Genomic DNA, 17,190 nt, shown 5'->3' with positions numbered 1-17,190 from the left:
GCCGCAGACAGAAGGGCAGGGCTGGCACAGCCGTCCTGCCCTTCCTCTTTACATATGATCGCGCGCAATGCGGGCGCTGCGTTCACGATCGAACACATTGTGCCCGTCGTGGAAGGCTTCCATGCGTTCGGACACGATCCATTCGGCTGCCGTGCACGAGAGCGTCATGGTGCTGCGCGTCCTCGTCTCCCATCCATCGCGTGCGGTAACGCATATGGAAGTGATCTCCGCGGTCATCGACAACGGGTCGTGCGGCGCTATCGACCAGACCTGCTCGGTGATGTCGCGCGTGCACAGGCCGTTGCCGGGATGGAGGTTGAGGCCGGTATCCTCGCTCACACGGTAACGGGTAACGCCATTTTCCAGATCGCGTTCGACGATGCGGCTGGAGGAGCCTTCTTCAAGCACTTCATAATGCGGCAGGGGGTCGGGATTCGCCGGCTCCTGCACTTCGATCCTGTCGTGGTCGCCGAGCAACGGCAGGTCCAGCCTCACCGAGGCGAGATCGACATCGAGCGTCGCGTCGCAGGGTGGCGGCAGCATGGTCGGCCAGTAGGCGCTGGACAGCGACAGCCGGATGCGGTGGCCCGGCGCAAAGCGATAGCCGCACGCATCCAGCACAAGCTCCACATCGGCTGGTTTGCCCGGCTCCAGCACCTGCGGTTCGGCATTGCCGTTGCGGTGGGCAAGGTTGAGCAGGCCGAAGCAGACACGGGTTGCGGTGCCGTCCGGGTGAACGTCCACCAGCCTTGCCGCCAGATTGGCCAGAGGTGCGCTGCTGGACAGGCGCAGTTTCAGGACCGGCTGACCGAGGATGACGACTTCCTCGCCCAGCGCCCGGCTGTCGAAAACCAGCGAGCCGGCATCGTCGGACCGCTGGTCGCCGGGCATTTCCGAATCCGGTTTGAGCGTGAAGAACTCGCCCGCCGCGGTGCCGGTGTCCAGAGGCGAGCGCAGCAGGGTGGTTCCTGAAGCCGGCTCCGTCGGGTTGCCTTCAAGCCGGCCCGAAGCATTGACGGCCAGCGTTCGGGTTTCGGGAGAACTCCACGCATTCTTTGCGATCCAGTAGCCCGGATCGGCCTCGCGCCAAAGCGCCGGGCGCGGGCCGTCGAGAATGTAGGCGCGGACCTGAGGGGCCTTTTCCGCGCCATTTTCTTCATCGCAGAGCCAGCGCCGCCACCATGCGATGGCTTCGGCGTGGAAATCCGCGCGCGGCTTCGGGTAGGCGAAATGCGGATATTTGTGCACCCACGGGCCGATCAGCGCCTTCGCTTGTGCCGGCATGCCTTCCACCGCCTTGAGCGGCGTGTTGCGGTAGCCGTCGGCCCAGCCGGCAATCACCAGTGCGGGAACGGGAAAACCGTCGAAATCCTCGCAGATCGACCCATGGCGCCAGAAGGCGTCCCGGCGCTGGTGGCCCAGCCACTCCTCCATGAAGAAGGGCTCGCCTTCCAGCCGCTCCAGCCACATGTCGCGCCAGCGCTCTCCCACGATTTCCGGATCCGGCGAACGGGACTGGTAGGCGCTCATCGTCGCCGCCCACGCAAACTGCGCCGACAGATGCGTGCCGTTCTTGTAATGGATGTCGTCGTTGTAGCGATCCACGGTCGAGGCGATGGAAATCACCGCCTTGAGCGCCGGCGGCTTCAGCGCAGCCACCTGGAGGCCGTTGAAGCCGCCCCATGAAATGCCCATCATGCCAACGCTGCCGTTCGACCAGCCCTGGGACGCGATCCATTCGATCACCTCGACCGCATCGGAAAGCTCGCGGGGCGTGTACTCGCCGTCGATGACGCCATCGGATTCGCCACAGCCGCGAATATCGACGCGAACCCCGGCAATGCCTGCGGCTGCGAACACCGGATAGGTGGATTCGTCGCGCGGCGCCGTGCCGTTTCGCTTGCGATAGGGCAGGAACTCCAGCACCGCAGGCACCGGCGCTTCCGGACGGGCATCGTCCGGCATCCAGATGCGCGCCGCCAGACGCGTTCCATCCTTCAGGGTGATCCATTCGTTTTCGATGACGTGAAAGGTTTTCCGGGTCATGGCTCTCGTCGCAGGGAGTCGGGACCGGCAAAGGACTGCCGGTTGTGCGGGGTTCTGGAGCAGGGGCGTTGTTACGAACGCTGCCTCCGCTGCTCCGTCTTTTTCCTGGCCGCACTTATGCGATGTCGGACGATGCCGTCCGACTGCGAAATGCTCCAGGCATGGATGGCTCCGATCAGGTCTCTATCCAGACCCTGCTGGCGATGCGGCCGTTGGAGATGTCGTTGCCGATATCGTGGACGTAGCCTTTCAGCTTCTTCGAGCCCGCGTTCACATAGTCGTTGAACACCGGCAGGATGAGACCGCCCTCGTTGTGGATCATCAGCGCCATGTCCCGATAGAGCGCGCGGCGCTTGTCCTCGTCCAGTTCACCGCGTGCCTGCACCGCCATCTTGTCGAACTCGGGACGCTTGAAGCGCGTATCGTTCCACTCGGCGTTGGAGACATAAGAGGTCGAATAGCGCGAATCCTGTGTCGGGCGCCCGCCCCAGTAGGAAGCGCAGAAGGGCTGCTTGTTCCACACTTCGGACCAGTAGCCGTCGCTCGGTTCGCGCCGCACGTCGAGCGTGATGCCTGCCCTGGCGGCGCTCTGCTGGAACAGCTGCGCGGCATCGACCGCGCCGGGGAAGGCGGCCTCCGAGGTACGCAGCAGGATCGGCCCGTCGTGACCCGACTTCTTGAAGTGGAACGCCGCCTTTTCGGGGTCGTAGACGCGCTGCTCGATATCGGTAGGCGCCAGCGCATAGTTGGCGTTGACCGGATAGTCGTTGCCGATGGTACCGAAGCCGCCAACCACCTGCTTGAGCAGGGCTTCGCGGTCGACCGCGTATTTCAGCGCCAGGCGCAGGTCGTTGTTGTCGAAGGGAGCGGTGTCGCAATGCATCAGGAAGGAATAGAAGCCCTTGCCGGGGCTTTGCAGGATTTCGACGTTCGGTGCCCGCGAGATCAGCGGCACGACTTTCGGTTCGATAAGGTTGATGAAATCGACCTGACCGGCGCTCAGTGCGCTGATGCGCGCGGTGGAGTCGTTCATCACGATGATCTCGACGCTGTCCACGAAACCGCGGTCGTCGCGCCAGTCGTCGGTGTTGCGCTCGAAGGTGGCGCGGATGCCCGGCTCGAAGGCGGTCAGCTTGTAAGGGCCGGTGCCGATTGCCGCATCGGGATTGCCATTGCCGCCCTCGGGCTGGATCTGAAGGTGATAGTCGGTGAGCACGAGCGGCAGGTCCGCATTGCCTTCCGTAAGCGTGATGACGAGATCCCCGCCACGTTCCTCGATCTGCTTGACGCCGGACAAAAGCCCCAGTGCGCCCGATTGGGAGCTTTCGTCGGCGTGGCGGCGCAGCGTTGCCACCGCGTCGGCAACCGTCATCGGTTTGCCGTCATGGAAGCTGACGCCCTGCCTGATCTTGAATGTCCATTCGGAGGCATCCGCGGAGGGCGACCACGATTCCGCCAGCGACGGCAGCGCTTCGCCCGTCTCGGGGTGGGATTCGACCAGCGTGTCGCCCCAGCAATGGGCGACGACGAAGAGCACGCTGGCGGAAGCCAGCGCGGGATCGAGCGTGTCGGCCGAGGCGCCGCCTGCCAGACCCATGCGCAGATGACCGCCGCGAACCGGGGTCTGTGCCCATGCGGAAGGGGCGCCGAGCAGGCCGGCGGACGCCGAAACGCCCAGCAATGCGCTGCCTTGCAGGAAGCCGCGGCGGGAAACATGGAACATATTGCGAGACTCGGTCATCGGGGCCCCTCTTTGCCATTGTGAGTGTGCAAGATAATGGACCCCGGCCGTGCCGGTGCAATTTCGCAGCTTGACGCGAATTTACGCAGGTTTACGCTATATGGATGGGCAAGCTTCATGCAAATTTCGGTGAGAATCTGAAACTCGCCTGCGCGACCCGGCAATCGATCTCCGAACTTTGCCGGGAAATCGGCATCAACAGGCAGCAGTTCAACCGCTACATCAATTCTGGAACGCTTCCCTCGGCGCACAATCGGCTGAGGATCGCCACATTCTTCGGTTTCGAACCGGACGATTTCGACCTGCCCTGCGCCGCCTTCCGGCGGAAACTTGAAATCAGGCGCCAGCCTGTGCTGGCCGAGGGGCCGCTTGCCGATGCCTTTCCGGGAGATTTGCAGGCTTTGCGATCTTATCTGGGTTTTTACCAGACCTGGCATGTGTCGTTGTCCTGGCCCGGCCGCATCGTGTGTTCGTGCGCGCATATGCGCGAACGCGACGGGCATATCGTCGTCACCTCGCTGGAGCGGATAGAAGATGTGGAAAACGGCATCCGCCAGCGGTCGCGCTATGTCGGTCTGGCGGCCTATCAACGCCAGCGCATTTTCCTCACCGAGCTTACCCGCGGGAACGCTCCGACGTTCGGCCAGACGATCCTGATGCCGTTCGAAATCCACCAGCGCCAGTATCTTCGCGGGCTGACCATGGGGGTTTCGTGGCGCAACGACAATCTGCCTTATGCAACGCGCACGGTGTGGCGCTATCGCGGTGCCCGTACCGACCGGCGTGCACTGATTTCGAATTGCGGCATTTACGAACTCAACTCGGCCAACCTGCCGTCCGTTGTCGTATCCTTCCTGACGCAGACCGGGCCAATCGCCCTGCGCGCATGAGGTCAGGCGGCAACGCCGGCGTTTTTCCGGCCTGCGGCGAAGAAGGCATGTCCGTCGCGCCCGCGACGCTTGACCTCGTACAGCGCCTGATCCGCCTGCTCCAGCATCCGACCCACGTCCGCCAGCTGCTTCTTCGACCACACCGTTGCGCCGATGCTGATGGTGAGGCCGATCGATCTGCCCTGCCATGGGAGTGGCGTTGACCGTGCCGTCTCCACCATCGCTTCGGCGAGCGACTTTGCCTCCTGCAACGTGGTTTCCGGCAGGATGACGCAGAACTCGTCGCCGCCATAGCGCACGATGAAGTCGTTCGGCCGCAGCCGGTTTTTCAGCGCATCGGCCAGATGGCGAAGCGCCGCGTCACCCGCGGCGTGACCGTTTTGGTCGTTGATTTCCTTGAAGCGGTCGAGATCGATGACGAACAGGGCGAAGGGGCGGCCGGTGCGGGCGGATCGCATGGTCTCTGCCGAAAGCCGCTCCAGAAACAGCCGCCGGTTGGGCAGGCCGGTCAGCTCGTCGCGCAGCGCGAGTTCCGCGATTTCGCTCCTGAGCCGGTCCATGGCCATGATGACGAAGCCGAAATTCCATACGACGCCGCTGAAGATGACGCACAGAAGCGCATAGGATTCGACCACATTGTAGAAGCTGCGATCCGTATGGCCCCCCATGAGCGCAAAATTCATGGCCGTCTCCACCGCATGTCCCGCCACGCCGATCAGCATGGCCGAGGCTGCTATCCAGTCGCCGAGCTTCCGTTCCGGCCGGCGCAACAGGAAGGCGGCGGCCAGCAGCATCGGCACGGATTGTGCCGTCGCATAGGCGACGTTGCGCCAGTTCCAGCTTTCGAACGCTGCAATCATGCACAGCATGCTGGCTATGGTGATGAGGGCGCTGGCCTTCCAGCCGCCGCCCGCGCCGTAGAAGTGGCGCACGCCGACCCAGAACAGGCAGAACCCGAAGACGACGAAGCCGTTTCCGGCAATGGCAGGCACCAGCGCGCCTTCATTGCCCTGAAGCGAGAGAACCGCCCCGCCGATCACCGAAAGCAGACATCCGGCCAGCCAGATGCGGGCGGTGATGAAGTAGCGGTACACATAGGAAACGGCTGCCCAGATCACGCTGACGGTGAGCGAGTTCAGCAGGATGACGATGTAGAGCGTCAGGAAATCGAGGGCCACGTCAATGGGTCCAGCCTGCGAGTGCGGCGGATACCGCGCTCATCGGGGATGCTCTCTGCTTCCTTTCCGCCCGCGATCAGGACGGATCGGTCGCGAGAATACGAAGGCAGCGTGAAACATCGGTGAAGGCTGCCTTATCGCTTTACCTTGACGTAAACGCAATATGCAACCAGTCGGTGTGCCGGTTGGTATCGTTCGCAAAGGCGTGCCGTTTTCAGGGTAGCCGCACCTGCGGGAGCAGGGGCAGGGCGCCGCGCGGATGACCGGACGGGTCAGTTCGTTGCGGACTTCGCTCCATCCTGCGCCTTGAGCTGGCTCCATGCGTTCTGCTGTGCCAGCATCGAGCGCAGATAGGCGACATTGGCGCGCGCCTGTTCGGGCGAAAGCTCCTGCGAAGCGATGCGCTCGGCTTCGTCGAACCTGCCCTGGAGACCCACGACGAGCGCGAGGTTCTGGCGCACGCGGCTGTCGGCGCCGGGCTGGCGCGAGGCGGAGGCAAGGAAGGTTTCGGCTGTGCGCAGGTCGCCCTCCAGCACATAGGACATGCCGAGGTTGGAGAGCACCGATGGCTCGTCCGGCTTGAGGTCGAGCGCCTTGCGATAGAGTTGGCGGGCGTTTTCCTTCTGGCCGGTCTGGTCGAGGATCGCGCCTTCGGCCGACATCAGGCGCCAGTCCGGATATTCGGGTGTCTGGGCGCGACGCACCGCATCCAGCGCCGGCTCGAACTGGCCGTTGGCCGCAAGCGCCTTGCCGTAGGCCGCCAGCACCTGGCGGTCCTTCGGATGGGCGATGGCCAGCTTGCGCATCACCGCCAGCGACTGCTCGGCATTGCCGTCCATCTGCAGGACCGTGGCGAATTGTATGGCGGTGGCCTTGTCGTTGGGATTGGCGGCGTACGCCTTGCCGAGCCTCGCCGAAGTGCCTCGCAACTCGCCGGTGGACATGGTCTCGATCGACTTGCCGCTGCTTGTGCGGCCGATCGAGCCGGTCTTGATCCTGTCGGTTCCGCAGCCAGAGACGCTGGTCATCAGCACAATGGCAAGAGCCGCCGTCGCAAGACGGCGTCCGTTCGCGGCGTGGTTGCGCCAAATCTGCATGAGAGCCCGCCTCCATCTGCTGGCGCGGCCGTTTTGACGCGGCCGATCCTCACGCAAATCAATAGTCCGTTAACCCTAATGGTTGGTTAATTCGGGGCCCGGCGCGCCAAAAGCGTCAAGAAAGCGGGCCATTTTCCGGAGAGGGAAGGAAAGCGCCGGCGGTTCCGCCGGCGCAGGTCCTGAAAAGATTACTTCGTGTCTTCCAGAAGCTCGTCATAGAGCTTGCATGCACCCTCGAGATCGGTGGCGCCCTGGGACTGGGCGGTCGCCAGCTTCTGCCCGATCTCCGTGGCCTTCTGCGGGTTGGAGGCGGCCAGTGCCTGCATCCTGGTCGAAACCTCCATCGCCTTTGACTGGAGCTCTTCGGTTGTGCAGGCGAATGCCGGGGTGGCGGCCATCATGACGGACAGGGCAAGAATATAGGTCTTCATGTTTTTCCTCGTATTTAATCAGCCTTATGAAAGGCTTGGCCTGTCTAGCAGCCGCAGGCAGGCCAGAGAATGATGCGAGGATCACTTAGTGTGTTGGCGCGAAACGCGGGCGCGGAGCGCAGAGCGTTCCGCGATGTTTGCTGCGTGGTTCAGTTCACGCCGACCTGTTCTTTGACGGCATCGGGATTCGCAAGATACGGACGCGCCGAGGCCCATGAGCTGAGATCGGCGCCGCTCGGATTCTGGAATACGGCCAGCCCGAACTCGGGCAGGATGGCGAACAGATGGTCGAAGATATCCGCCTGAATGCCCTCATAGGATGTCCAGACCGTGGTGTTGGCAAAGCAGTAGATTTCTATCGGCAGGCCCTCCGGCCCCGGTTGAAGCTGGCGCACCATGATGGTCATTGCCTTGTGGACGCCCGGATGGTGGCGCAGATATGTGTCCACATAGGCGCGGAAGGTGCCGATGTTGGTGATGCGGCGCGTGTTGGCGGCGACCCTGGCCTTGTCGCCGAGCTTGCCGTTCCACTCGGAAATCTCTGTCTTCTTGTGCTTCAGATAGGCTTCGAGCAGCCCGAAGGACTCCAGCTTCCCGAGCTCCCCGGGCGTAAGGAAGCGGATGCTGGTCTGGTCAAGATAGATCGAGCGCTTGATGCGCCGTCCGCCCGACTCCTGCATGCCGCGCCAGTTCTTGAAGGAGTCGGTGACCAGCTTGCGGATCGGAATCGTGGTGATGGTCTTGTCGAAATTGCGCACCTGAACCGTATGCAGCGCAATCTCGATGACGTCGCCATCGGCGTTCAGGCTCGGCATCTCGATCCAGTCACCCACCCGCACCATTCCCGTCGAGGAGATCTGGATGCCGGCGACAAGCGAAAGCAGCGTATCCTGAAAGACGAGGATGAGGACCGCTGCCATGGCGCCGAGACCCGAAAGCAGGATCAGCGGCGATCGGTCGATGAGCGTGGCGATCATCAGAAGCGCGGCGACCACGTAGATCGCGATCTTGACCACCTGGATATAGCCCTTGATGGGCTTCATCCGCGCCTCCGGCCGGCGGTGATAGAGCGTGTCGACAATGTTGAAGGCAGCGCTCATCGCCATCGCCACCATGAGGATCATGAAGGCGTTCGCCACGTTCGTCACCACGGTGACCATAACTGCCGGCAGACCCGGCACGAGCGTGATGCCGCCTGCGATCACCATCGCCGGCATGACGTTGGACAGCCGTTCGATGACGCCATGACGGCGCAGCTCCTCGTCGCGGCCGAATGCGGTTCTGGCAACGATGCGATTGAGGATTTGCCGAAGAGCCGACTTCACGATGAAATTGGCGAACAGGGCCGCCAGTATGAGCGCGACCAGCGCCGACAGGGTTTGAAGCCAGGGGTGGGACTGAAAAAATTCCTGAATTGAGACCGTCACTGTCTCGCTTGCCTCATATGTTGTGTGATCGGGGTGCGGGTTTTTGTGGCCGCAACATAACGATAACCGGTCCGGTTTGAACCCCTCGCCCAAATAGGGCCGGAAGTCGGACAATACAGGGGCCGCGATGCGCTCGTGCCTGTTTATGGATGGCGCGCGACCTGCTAGAGCAATTCCAGCAAAAGTGCGAAGCGGTTTTGCGTTCGGAATTGCGTAAAATAAAAGGTTGGAGCGTTTCCGCGATTCGAAGAATAGCGGAAACGCTCCAGGCCGTGGCAACGCAATGCTTGCAAACGAGAAATGCCGGCGGGGCTCAGGCCGTGCCGGCCGGAGACAGACGATGGCTGTAGAGTTCACCGCAACCGGTCTTGCCGGAGCGCTTCCCGTTCATCTGGTCGGAAAGGACGGCCTTGAAAGCAGCGGATTGTCGCCGCAGGCGCTGGCCTGGGCGAAGGCCAACGGTTTCACCGGCGAAGCCGGCAAGACGCTGGTTCTGCCGGGTGAGGACGGGAAGATCGGGGGCGCGCTGTTCGGCCTCGGCGACGGATCGAAGGGTGCGCTGGCGCTCGGAAGCCTCGCCGGCTCGTTGCCGGAGGGGGACTGGCGGCTGCAAGGGCGGCTGGACAAGCCGGAACTGGCGGCGCTGGCAATTGCGCTCGGCGGCTATGTCTTCACCCGCTACGGCAAGAAGCCTGGCCGGGCGCTGCGGCTGGCCCTGCCCGACGGGGTCGATGCCGGGCGGCTGGAACGACTGGCGCAAAGCATTTTCCTGACCCGGAATCTGGTGAACACGCCGACCAACGATATGGGCCCCGACGCGCTGGAGCAGGCAGTGCGGGAACTGGCCCGCAAGCATGGAGCGGAGGTTTCGGTGACGGCTGGGGATGACCTCCTCGCAGCCAATTTCCCGATGATCCATGCGGTTGGCCGCGCGGCCGCGCAGGCGCCGCGCCTCATCGACCTGCGTTGGGGGCCGCAGGATGCGCCGAAAGTGACACTGGTGGGCAAGGGCGTGTGCTTCGACACAGGGGGGCTCGACATCAAGCCGGCATCCGGAATGCTTTTGATGAAGAAGGACATGGGCGGGGCGGCGAACGTGCTCGGCCTCGCTTCCATGATCATGGGGGCCGGCCTGAAGGTGCGGCTGCGCGTTCTCATTCCCGCGGTGGAGAACGCCATTTCCGGGAATGCTTTCCGTCCCGGCGACATCCTGCCAAGCCGCAAGGGGCTGACTGTCGAGATCGGCAACACCGATGCGGAGGGACGTCTCGTGCTGGGCGATGCACTGGCGCTGGCCGATGAGGAAAAGCCGGCGCTGCTCGTCGATATGGCGACGCTGACGGGTGCGGCGCGCGTGGCGCTCGGCCCCGACCTGCCGCCCTTCTATACGAATGACGAGACACTGGCCGCCGACATCGCCGCCGCATCCGCAGATGTGGAGGATCCGCTGTGGCGCATGCCGCTGTGGCAACCCTACGATGCAAAGATGGCGTCGAAGGTCGCCGATCTGAACAACGTGAATGCCGATGGCTTCGCCGGATCGATCACGGCCGCACTGTTCCTCAGGCGATTTGTGGAGAACACCGCAGCCTGGGTGCATTTCGACATCTATGCCTGGAACCCGGCCGAAAGACCGCACGGGCCGGCAGGCGGCGAGGCGCAGGGAATACGCGCGCTGGAACAGGTGATTTCGCATCGCTTCGGGTGAGGTGGCTGCCCGCCGGACTGAAACGGAACCGAAACGATTTTGTGGCAGATCGGAAGCATGACGGTTTCCATGCGTCCGATACAGGCCTTGCGGCTGTGGCAACAGGTGTGCCTGCATGAGGTGCGTGACGACGCGCCGGACCTGACCATGCGGCAGATGGCAATCCTGTTCACCATCTATCTCGACCCGCCGCCGCATACCGTGCGCGGGCTCGCCGCGAGGCTCAATGTCACCAAGCCGGTCATCACCCGTGCGCTCGACACGATGGGCGCCATGAAGCTTGTATCGCGCCACCGCGACGAGCAGGATCGCCGCAACGTGCTGATCCGGCGAACCGTGGAAGGCGCGCTCTATGTCGAGCGCTTCGGCGATGCTATTGTCGACGAGGCACTCCAACTTCCGATCTGAAAGCAGCCGACCGTGACCATACGCGACAGCCGTCTCCATGCATTCCGCCCCGACCTTGCCGACATGCGGCTTGAAGGGCAGGTGGAGGCCGGGCGTTTCGTTCAGGGCAAGCCCGCCCGCATTTCCGTGGCGGTCGCGGATGTGCTGACGGCGCCGCGCGCCGATGCCGGCGTCAACACGCAGTTCCTGTTCGGCGACGACGTGCTGGTCTACGAGGTCGCGAACGGCTGGGCATGGGTGCAGGCGGAGCGTGATGGCTATGTCGGCTATGTGCGCGAAGCCGAAATCGGCCAACGCGGCGCCGCGCCGACGCATCTGGTCTGTGTGCCGCGCACATTTGTCTATCCTGGCCCCGATCTTCGTTTTGCGCGTGCCGGCACGCTGTCGCTCGGATCGGCGGTGACTGTGGTGGGCGCGGCCGAAACGCGTGGCACGAACTATGCGCTGCTGGCGGACGGCAAGGCGCTGATCGCCCGCCATCTCGTGCCGCTGGGCCAATATGCGCCGGATTACGTGGCCGTGGCGGAAACGCTGCTCGGCACGCCCTATCTGTGGGGCGGGGTTTCCGGCTTCGGCATCGATTGCTCCGGTCTCGTCCAGCTTGCCATGCGCATGGCCGGGCGCGACGTGCTGCGAGATTCGGACATGCAGGCGGCAGGGCTTGGCGAGGCGTTCGATCCGGGCGCAGACCATGCCGGCCTTCGGCGCGGCGATCTGGTGTTCTGGAAGGGGCATGTCGCGATCATGACCGACGGGCGCGACATGATCCACGCCAACGGCCACACGATGACGGTGGCGCGCGAAGGTCTGCACGAGGCGATTGCCCGCATCGGCTATCTCTACGGAACCCCGACCGGCTTCCGCCGCCCGTAAGCTGCCGGTTCAGCCTTTTCCCCGGCGCAGATGTTCGTCCAGCCTGGGCATGATCTCAACGAAATTGCAGGGCATGTGCCGGTAGTCGAGCTGTGCCTTCAAAATGCCGTCCCAGGCGTCGCGGCAGGCCCCGGGCGAACCCGGCAGCACGAAGACGAACGTGGCGTTGACCACGCCGCCGGTGGCGCGGCTCTGGATCGTGGAAGTCCCGATCTTGTCGTAGGAGATGCGGTGGAAGACTTCCGAGAAGCCGTCCATGCGCTTTTCGAAGATCGGTTCCAGAGCATCGGGCGTGACGTCGCGGCCGGTGAAGCCGGTGCCGCCGGTGGTGATGACGACGTCGATGCCGGCGTCCTGCGACCAGCCCAGCACTTTTTCCCCGATTCTGTCCTTGTCGTCGGTCACGATGTCGCGCGCGGCAAGGATGTGGCCGGCTTCCACGATGCGTTCGGCCAGTGTCTGGCCGGAGCGGTCGTCGGCGAGGCTGCGCGTGTCCGACACGGTCAGCACCGCGATGCGCACGGGTATGAACGGGCGTTGCTCTGCCATGGTTTCAGCCTGTGGTCGTCGCGACGACGAACCAGTCCGGCCGCTCGCGCCTGATGGTTGCGGCCGCCGCTTTCGCGGCATGCTCGCTCTCATAGAGGCCGAAGCAGGTCGCGCCCGAGCCCGACATGCGCGCAAAAGCGGCGCCGCTGGCTCCAAGCGCCGAAAGGCTCTCGGCGATGACGGGCGCTATCGCCAGCGCAGGGGCTTCCAGATCGTTGCGGCTGGCGGCCAGCCAGCCGAGCAGGGACGCAAAATCGGCCTTGCCCGGCAGGGCTTGCAGCGGCGGGTTCTCCCGGCTGGAAAGCGCGGAAAACACCTGCGGCGTCGACACTTCCACACCCGGATTGACCAGCACGACGGCAAGCTTCGGCAGGCCGGATACCGGCTCGATGCGCTCGCCGGCGCCACGCGCCAGCAAGGGCCGGGCGGCAAGGCACATCGGCACATCCGCGCCGAGCCCCGGCGCTACGGCGGCAAGGGCCTGGCTGTCCGTCAACTGCCAGTGGCGTGCCAGCGCCCGCAGCACCGCCGCAGCGTCGCTCGATCCTCCGCCGATGCCCGAGGCGACCGGCAGGTTCTTTTCAAGCCGGATGGAGACAGGCGCCATATCGGCTCCGGTGCAGATGCGCCGCAGCGCCTCGCGGGCACGCACGACCAGATTGCCATGGTCGGTCGGCAGTCCGTCGGCATAGGGGCCATGGATGGAGAAGTGGTCGCGCAGCCCGCCTTCGACAGTCAGGCGGTCGCCATATTGAGTGAAGACGGCAAGCGTCTCCAGCTCATGATAGCCATCCGTCCGGCGGCCGACGACATGCAGGGCGAGATTGATCTTGGCCGGCGCGGCCTCGGAAAGCGCGGCGATTGCGTCCACGGAAGGCGATCAGTCCCTTGCGACGCGGTATTCGCCGGTTTTCGGGTCCTTGACGAGGGTGCCGTTCGCGCCCGTTGCCTGCTGTTTCTCGGTACGGCGGATCTTGGCCGTCACGCGTTCGGCCTCCCGCACGAAGGCGCGGTAGCCGACATAGGCGACAATACCCACGGCAACGAAGAAGATGATCTGCGGCATCTCAACTCTCCTGCGGCGCTATGCTCAAGGACATATGGCCGATCACGGACAATGGTAGCGCGTACGTGCGGTTTTTCAAAGGCCGAAGCGCGACCAGAGGGCGCGCTCCTGCGCCGCATCCAGCATGCCCTCGACCGCGGCGGCCGCCATTTCGGGCGCAGCCCCGCCGCGCGATCCGAACGGCCCGATCCGCGAAAGCAGGCCGCGCTGGGCGCTGATCAGCTTGAGGCGGGTCTTCGCGCCATAGCGTTGCTTCAGCACCGAGCGCATGTCGCCCAGCGAATCGACGAGGCCGAGTTCCAGCCCCTTCTTTCCGGTCCAGAACAGGCCGGTGAACAGGTCGGGATCGTCCGCAAGCCGCGCGCCGCGCCGTTCCCTGACCAGATCGATGAAAGTGTCGTGGATTTCGAGTTGCAGGCTCTTCAGCCGCTCGACGTCCTCTTTTCTCTCCGGTCTGAAGGGATCGAGCACCGCCTTGTTCTTGCCGGCGGTGTGGACACGGCGCTCGACGCCGATCTTCTTCAGGAGTTCCGGAAAGCCGAACGAGGCCGAAACCACGCCGATGGATCCGACGATGGAGGAAGGATCGGCGATGATCTCGTCTCCCGCCAGCGCGATCATGTAGCCGCCCGAGGCCGCCACGTCCTCCACGAACACCATCACCTTGCGGTTCTTCTCGGCGGCGAGGTCGCGGATGCGCTTGTAGATCAGCCGCGACTGCACCGGCGAGCCGCCGGGCGAATTGATGGATATGGCGATGGCGGGCGCATCGAGCGCGAAGGCTTTTTCGATCAGCCCGGCGGTCGTGGCCAGCGAGAGGGCGGGGCGCAGTTGCGATCCGCCCGCCATGATGCTGCCATGCAGGCGGATGACCGGGATGGTGACGGCATTGGAACGCCACGCTTTCGGCAGGAGGCGGTTGAACAGTTTCTTCAAGGCAGATGTCTCCGGCAATGTGCGAGGCATGTAGGCATTCGGGCAGCCCCGGCAAAGGCGTCAGTCGCCGAAAAGGGAGGCGAGCCCGTTGTTTATGCGGTCGGTGTGGGCGCTGAAACGGTCGCTGCCGCTCTCGTGCAGGATCAGCGGCGGGCGGATGGCGAGCTTTCCGCGCGCGCCCCGCACGGCGCGAACGACGATGCGGATCGCCGCCGCGTCCGGCCGCGGATGAATGGCCAGGAGCTCGGCATTGCCGAAACGGCCGCCCATCGCATCGAGGATGGCACCCAGGGATTCCGGGCGCGCGATGACGCAAACGCCGCCGCGCGGCCGGGTGACGGCCGCGGCGCTGCGAAGCCAGCTTTCGAACAGACCGCCTTCCATCACATGAGCCAGACGCTTCAGTTCGTCCGGCGTCGCCCGGTCGGCTTGTGCGTTGAAGGGCGGGTTCATGATCACATGGTCGAAGCTGTTGTCGGCAAGTCCCGCCTCCTGCCGCGCCTTGCCGGTCAGCCCCACATCCGACTGCAACACTTCGGCGCGGCAGGCGATCCGCGCATTGTCCGGGTGGGCAAGGGTGGCTTGCGCAAAAGCGGCCATTTCGGGCGAGCGCTCCACCAGCACCGCCTTCGCGCCGGAACAGCGCGACAGCACGGCAAGGCCGGCGGCGCCTGCGCCAGCGCCGAAATCGGCCAGCCGCCCGGTGAAGGCGGAAGGCACGGAGGCTGCCAGCATCATGGCATCCATGCCGGCACGATGCCCCCCTCTGGCTGGCTGGACCACGAAGAAGCGGCCGCGATGGAAGGCATCGACGGTATGCTGGCCCGCAGCGACGGCAGCAGTCCGGCTCGTCATTGCTCGCTGATCTCGTTGGCGATGCCGGCATCCGCCAGAATTTTCCGGGCCGCTTCGACCTGATCCGCATCGACGAGGATGCGGCGCGGCAATATGCCGAGCGAGCCGTCCATGACGCTCATGTTCTGGTCGGCAACCAGACAGGCGATGCCGGCGTCGCGCATCAGCGCTTCCACGAAGGAGATGATGACGGCATCGTTTGTGCGCACAAGCTCGATCATGACCGGCATTTTGCAGGTAATGGCGGGCGTGTAAACGCGCTGCTCACTGCGCCTCCATCAATGTGGCGAAATGCGCCTTCAGCCGGTCGATCTCCGCCTGCGACCAGCCCTGCACGCCGGTCACCTCGATCCAGGCGTCGATATAGTGTTGCGGCGCATAGACATGGCCGTGGCCCATTGGTGTGGTGGTGGCGGTCATCATGTCGACCAGCAACTGCAGGAAGCTGACGATCGGATACCAGCGCATCTGCGGGGAAACGTCCGGGCCGCGCGGCTCATGCATCCATTCCGGGGCGCGATAGACTGAAAGCGGATCGAAGAACACCACCGCATCGCTCGCATATTGCAGGTAGACCACCCGCATTGGGCCCCATTGCGCGCCGGGAATGTCCAGAGCGTTCTCCTGACCGGTGAAGCGGATGTAGGAGCCATCGCGGAAGCGCGGCATCCATACCGGGGAGCCGGGGTTGCGGCGCGCCGTGATCGAGCGCCACAACTGGCTCGAATAGGGCGGGCCGGCCCACAGGGCGCCCTGATAGGGATCGCCCAGAACCTCGAACAGCTCGCTGGAGCGTTGCGAATTCATGGCGCCGAGGCTGAGGCCGTAAAGATAGAGATCCGGCCTGCTGTCCCTGGCCAGCCCGGTCCAGTAGCTGTAGATTTCCGTGAACATCGCCCGCGAGACCTCGCCGCCATATTCGGGTTCGATCAGAAGCGACAGCCAGCTGGCAAGGTAGGAATACTGGATCGCGACGGTGGCAACGTCGCCGCCGTGCAGATATTCCAGCGTGTCGATGGCTGGAGGATCGATCCAGCCGGTGCCGGTGGGGGTGATGAGGACCAGAACCGAACGGTCGAACGCGCCGACGCGCTTCAGTTCATCGAGCGCCAGCCGCGCCCGTTGTTCCGGCGTTTCGGCCGAGCGCAGGCCGACATAGACGCGCAGCGGTTCCATGGCTTCGCGGCCGAGGAAGGCCGAAATATCTTCTTTCGACGGAGCCGTGGCCACGAACTGCCGTCCGCGCCGGCCGATTCCATCCCAGTCGAGCAGCGATGCGGCGCTGCCGGTCTTCTTCGGATCGTCCGGCTGTGGCGTATCGGGCTCGATCAGCTCGTCCGCAGCCCGGAACGAGCTGTCGGCGACCTGGATGGCGTAGCGCAGGAGCACGCCGTTGAGCAGGCTGAAGAAGATGACCGCTGCGGCAGCAACGCCGATCGCCATTGCGATGCGGCGTGGCAGAAAGCCCCGCAGCCGGCGGTCGATGAAGTTGAGCGTGAGGCGGAACAGCCGGCTGATGCCCAGCAGGAGGGTGAAGGTGAGAATCGCGATCAGCCCGACGCGGAACGGGTAGACGCTGTCCACGGGTTCCATATCGACCAGCGTGCGGATCGAGTTCTGCCATTCGGAAGCCTGCCACAGAAAGATGACCGCGATTGTCGTGCACACCGCGGCGGCGGCCCGTTTCACCCACCGCGAAGCAGGCGCCTTCAGGGCGGGCAATTCGAGATAGCTCCACAGCCATACGCCAAGCACACCCACGAGATAGCCGGCGCCGAAGGCGAGGCCCGCCAGCGCGCCCTGAAGCAGCCAGGTGCGCGGGATAAGCGAGGGCGTGAAGGATGCGGCAAAGAACAGGGTGCCGGTCACCAGGCCGATGGTCGACAGGGATTTCGCGAGACGCGAAAACAGACCGCCGGGGCGGGACGTGATGGAGAGGGACATTGCTTCACCGTCGCCGTTTGATCTTGCCAAGCTATAGGCGG

At 64.3% G+C, this 17,190-nt stretch carries 17 protein-coding genes; 4 read left to right on the top strand and 13 right to left on the bottom strand.

Going from position 1 to position 17,190, the window contains the following annotated elements:
* Positions 1-48 precede the first annotated feature (48 nt).
* Both DES43_RS14655 and DES43_RS14650 read right to left on the bottom strand, forming a co-directional pair.
* Positions 49-2,046, bottom strand: coding sequence for a CocE/NonD family hydrolase (locus tag DES43_RS14655; protein ID WP_035023381.1), 1,998 nt, complete (start codon positions 2,044-2,046; stop codon positions 49-51).
* A gap of 175 nt (positions 2,047-2,221) precedes the next feature.
* Positions 2,222-3,787 (bottom strand): ABC transporter substrate-binding protein, encoded by a 1,566-nt coding sequence (locus tag DES43_RS14650; RefSeq protein WP_035023379.1) that lies wholly within the window; start codon positions 3,785-3,787, stop codon positions 2,222-2,224.
* Positions 3,788-3,891: 104 nt separating this feature from the next.
* Here DES43_RS14650 and DES43_RS14645 point away from each other — a divergent pair, with 104 nt between their 5' ends.
* Entirely contained in the window at positions 3,892-4,677 is a 786-nt protein-coding gene (locus tag DES43_RS14645; RefSeq protein WP_035023377.1) for a helix-turn-helix domain-containing protein, read from the top strand.
* Between the two features lie 2 nt (positions 4,678-4,679).
* Here the strand turns inward: DES43_RS14645 and DES43_RS14640 are convergent, their stop codons facing one another.
* The 4 genes from DES43_RS14640 to DES43_RS14625 form a co-directional block, all read right to left on the bottom strand.
* The gene (locus DES43_RS14640; protein WP_035023376.1) at positions 4,680-5,855 is read right to left on the bottom strand and encodes a GGDEF domain-containing protein; all 1,176 of its coding nucleotides are present in this window, start codon (positions 5,853-5,855) and stop codon (positions 4,680-4,682) included.
* Positions 5,856-6,127: 272 nt separating this feature from the next.
* Positions 6,128-6,952, bottom strand: coding sequence for a tetratricopeptide repeat protein (locus DES43_RS14635; RefSeq protein ID WP_035023374.1), 825 nt, complete (start codon positions 6,950-6,952; stop codon positions 6,128-6,130).
* A 188-nt stretch (positions 6,953-7,140) separates the two neighbouring features.
* Positions 7,141-7,383 carry a hypothetical protein gene (locus DES43_RS14630; RefSeq protein ID WP_035023372.1) on the bottom strand — a complete coding sequence of 81 codons (243 nt, stop codon included), beginning with the start codon at positions 7,381-7,383 and terminating at the stop codon, positions 7,141-7,143.
* Between the two features lie 149 nt (positions 7,384-7,532).
* The gene (locus tag DES43_RS14625) at positions 7,533-8,798 is read right to left on the bottom strand and encodes a mechanosensitive ion channel family protein (RefSeq protein ID WP_051520386.1); all 1,266 of its coding nucleotides are present in this window, start codon (positions 8,796-8,798) and stop codon (positions 7,533-7,535) included.
* A 352-nt stretch (positions 8,799-9,150) separates the two neighbouring features.
* On the opposite strand from DES43_RS14625, the gene DES43_RS14620 reads away from it, so the two are divergent.
* The 3 genes from DES43_RS14620 (at position 9,151) to DES43_RS14610 (ending at position 11,799) form a co-directional block, all read left to right on the top strand.
* Positions 9,151-10,518, top strand: coding sequence for a leucyl aminopeptidase family protein (locus tag DES43_RS14620; protein ID WP_084496387.1), 1,368 nt, complete (start codon positions 9,151-9,153; stop codon positions 10,516-10,518).
* Between the two features lie 57 nt (positions 10,519-10,575).
* Positions 10,576-10,926, top strand: coding sequence for a MarR family winged helix-turn-helix transcriptional regulator (locus DES43_RS14615; RefSeq protein ID WP_035023540.1), 351 nt, complete (start codon positions 10,576-10,578; stop codon positions 10,924-10,926).
* Positions 10,927-10,989: 63 nt separating this feature from the next.
* The gene (locus tag DES43_RS14610; protein ID WP_198027464.1) at positions 10,990-11,799 is read left to right on the top strand and encodes a C40 family peptidase; all 810 of its coding nucleotides are present in this window, start codon (positions 10,990-10,992) and stop codon (positions 11,797-11,799) included.
* A 9-nt stretch (positions 11,800-11,808) separates the two neighbouring features.
* On the opposite strand, the gene moaB is transcribed toward DES43_RS14610, so the two are convergent.
* The 7 genes from moaB to DES43_RS14575 all read right to left on the bottom strand — a co-directional run bounded on the left by moaB (position 11,809) and on the right by DES43_RS14575 (position 17,149).
* Positions 11,809-12,348: a molybdenum cofactor biosynthesis protein B gene (gene moaB, locus DES43_RS14605; protein WP_035023367.1), complete on the bottom strand. Its 540-nt coding sequence runs from the start codon at positions 12,346-12,348 to the stop codon at positions 11,809-11,811.
* Positions 12,349-12,352: 4 nt separating this feature from the next.
* Positions 12,353-13,219, bottom strand: a complete 867-nt coding sequence (locus tag DES43_RS14600; RefSeq protein ID WP_035023364.1) for a 4-(cytidine 5'-diphospho)-2-C-methyl-D-erythritol kinase — start codon at positions 13,217-13,219, stop codon at positions 12,353-12,355.
* Between the two features lie 9 nt (positions 13,220-13,228).
* Positions 13,229-13,414 (bottom strand): membrane protein, encoded by a 186-nt coding sequence (locus tag DES43_RS14595; RefSeq protein ID WP_035023361.1) that lies wholly within the window; start codon positions 13,412-13,414, stop codon positions 13,229-13,231.
* 75 nt (positions 13,415-13,489) lie between these two features.
* A complete protein-coding gene (locus DES43_RS14590) occupies positions 13,490-14,350 on the bottom strand; it encodes a S49 family peptidase (RefSeq protein ID WP_035023359.1) in 861 nt (286 codons plus the stop codon).
* A gap of 60 nt (positions 14,351-14,410) precedes the next feature.
* Positions 14,411-15,205 carry a tRNA1(Val) (adenine(37)-N6)-methyltransferase gene (locus DES43_RS14585; RefSeq protein ID WP_035023356.1) on the bottom strand — a complete coding sequence of 265 codons (795 nt, stop codon included), beginning with the start codon at positions 15,203-15,205 and terminating at the stop codon, positions 14,411-14,413.
* Positions 15,202-15,426 carry a putative signal transducing protein gene (locus DES43_RS14580; RefSeq protein ID WP_035023538.1) on the bottom strand — a complete coding sequence of 75 codons (225 nt, stop codon included), beginning with the start codon at positions 15,424-15,426 and terminating at the stop codon, positions 15,202-15,204. Before DES43_RS14580 ends, DES43_RS14585 begins: the two co-directional genes overlap by 4 nt.
* Before the next feature lie 43 nt (positions 15,427-15,469).
* The gene (locus DES43_RS14575; protein WP_051520371.1) at positions 15,470-17,149 is read right to left on the bottom strand and encodes an alpha/beta hydrolase; all 1,680 of its coding nucleotides are present in this window, start codon (positions 17,147-17,149) and stop codon (positions 15,470-15,472) included.
* Between the last annotated feature and the right edge of the window lie 41 nt (positions 17,150-17,190).

This window comes from Aquamicrobium defluvii (assembly GCF_004363725.1).
Taxonomy (GTDB): domain Bacteria; phylum Pseudomonadota; class Alphaproteobacteria; order Rhizobiales; family Rhizobiaceae; genus Mesorhizobium; species Mesorhizobium defluvii.
This window is presented reverse-complemented; position numbering and strand designations above follow the sequence as displayed.

Bases quoted from the DNA above. Each gene is read 5' to 3' on its own strand.
- DES43_RS14595 (WP_035023361.1), bottom strand. From the start codon at position 13,414: ATGCCGCAGATCATCTTCTTCGTTGCCGTGGGTATTGTCGCCTATGTC.
- moaB (WP_035023367.1), bottom strand. From the start codon at position 12,348: ATGGCAGAGCAACGCCCGTTCATACCCGTGCGCATCGCGGTGCTGACC.
- DES43_RS14580 (WP_035023538.1), bottom strand. From the start codon at position 15,426: ATGATCGAGCTTGTGCGCACAAACGATGCCGTCATCATCTCCTTCGTG.
- DES43_RS14615 (WP_035023540.1), top strand. From the start codon at position 10,576: ATGACGGTTTCCATGCGTCCGATACAGGCCTTGCGGCTGTGGCAACAG.
- DES43_RS14575 (WP_051520371.1), bottom strand. From the start codon at position 17,149: ATGTCCCTCTCCATCACGTCCCGCCCCGGCGGTCTGTTTTCGCGTCTC.
- DES43_RS14585 (WP_035023356.1), bottom strand. From the start codon at position 15,205: ATGACGAGCCGGACTGCTGCCGTCGCTGCGGGCCAGCATACCGTCGAT.
- DES43_RS14655 (WP_035023381.1), bottom strand. From the start codon at position 2,046: ATGACCCGGAAAACCTTTCACGTCATCGAAAACGAATGGATCACCCTG.
- DES43_RS14610 (WP_198027464.1), top strand. From the start codon at position 10,990: ATGCGGCTTGAAGGGCAGGTGGAGGCCGGGCGTTTCGTTCAGGGCAAG.
- DES43_RS14645 (WP_035023377.1), top strand. From the start codon at position 3,892: ATGGGCAAGCTTCATGCAAATTTCGGTGAGAATCTGAAACTCGCCTGC.
- DES43_RS14635 (WP_035023374.1), bottom strand. From the start codon at position 6,952: ATGCAGATTTGGCGCAACCACGCCGCGAACGGACGCCGTCTTGCGACG.
- DES43_RS14620 (WP_084496387.1), top strand. From the start codon at position 9,151: ATGGCTGTAGAGTTCACCGCAACCGGTCTTGCCGGAGCGCTTCCCGTT.
- DES43_RS14650 (WP_035023379.1), bottom strand. From the start codon at position 3,787: ATGACCGAGTCTCGCAATATGTTCCATGTTTCCCGCCGCGGCTTCCTG.
- DES43_RS14630 (WP_035023372.1), bottom strand. From the start codon at position 7,383: ATGAAGACCTATATTCTTGCCCTGTCCGTCATGATGGCCGCCACCCCG.